General features: G+C 51.7%; 1 protein-coding gene. It reads left to right on the top strand.

The genetic code is table 11. The annotated features are described in order from the left end of the window. Positions 1-819 precede the first annotated feature (819 nt). Positions 820-1,093 (top strand): reverse transcriptase domain-containing protein (locus ACRCYC_RS14975; protein ID WP_438619926.1); only part of this gene is annotated, 274 nt, incomplete at its 3' end.

Raw genomic sequence — 1,093 nt, 5'->3', positions numbered from 1 at the left:
CGCAAGGCAGCGGTGCGAATTACGGTAATCGCGTCCGTTGGGAGCCGGTGACCAATATGCTGGTTCATACGCCTTTCGGAGAGGAAGTTCTCGTCCAGGGTGCCCAATACACCCAACTGGGAGCCGGTGACCGAAGCGTCGGTTCATTCGCCTTTGAGATGGGGCCAACCATCAAGGATACCCAGTGTACCCTGCGTCCGCACAGCAGCCGGTGGGCACCGAAGATACGATATGATGGTGCCTCTTACGCCTTCCGTGGGTGGTGTGGTGGTAAGTGACTCTATGGCCAGTCACGCAGGCCTTGACGCAACACCGTCATCGGGCATGTGCGGTTTTTTATAGGGAGATGAGCCACCAACTCAAAACCCGCCGCGCCCTGGTAGTGATGCCGCTGCCTGTCCACGGCTGCTTATTTTTCCCGAAGGAATTATTCACAGCTATCCTTTATACAAAGGACATCCCCCTATCCGCAACCTGGGGACGCGCCCGGTGGCATGCAGCTCTGCCTCCCAGATACCAGTTGGTACCCGGGAACGGGTCTCAACAGCAGTTTGGGATGTCAATTGTGAGAGTCCTTCTGAATCAGAGGTGCAGCAGGAGCTGTGTCGCCTTAAACGTGACTAAGTACCTGGCTCAGCCGGGCTGTTCCCAGATTTATTCAAGGACGGGGGCAATGCACTCGTAAGTAGTTTAACCGAACTACTACGAACAATCTGGAATTCAAATACAGTTCCGGACGATTGTTGCCTGTCGACAATCATTCCAGATTTCAAGAAACGCGCTCACCGTGGCATTAGCCTGGTTCCAATTGCCTCGTAGGTGCTGACTGGGATAATTTTACATAGACTTACTGGACCTCGAGAAAATCAAATACGTGAGAACCAGGCAGGCTTTCGACCAGGTAGAGGATGTATTGACCATATTTTTACTCTCCGTCAACTGTTGGAATTGCGTCACACTTTCCGACAGCCCACCATCGTTGTTTTTCTTGACCTTAAGACAGCCTTTGACTCGGTGGATAGGTCTGCTCTTTGGTGTAGCCTATTAACTAAAGGTGTGCCAAGAAAATCTGTTTCATTACTTCAATCCCTTT

The sequence above is a fragment of the Paraclostridium sp. genome, assembly GCF_051657365.1.
In the GTDB taxonomy this organism is placed as follows: Bacteria; Bacillota; Clostridia; order Peptostreptococcales; family Peptostreptococcaceae; genus Paraclostridium.
This window is presented reverse-complemented; position numbering and strand designations above follow the sequence as displayed.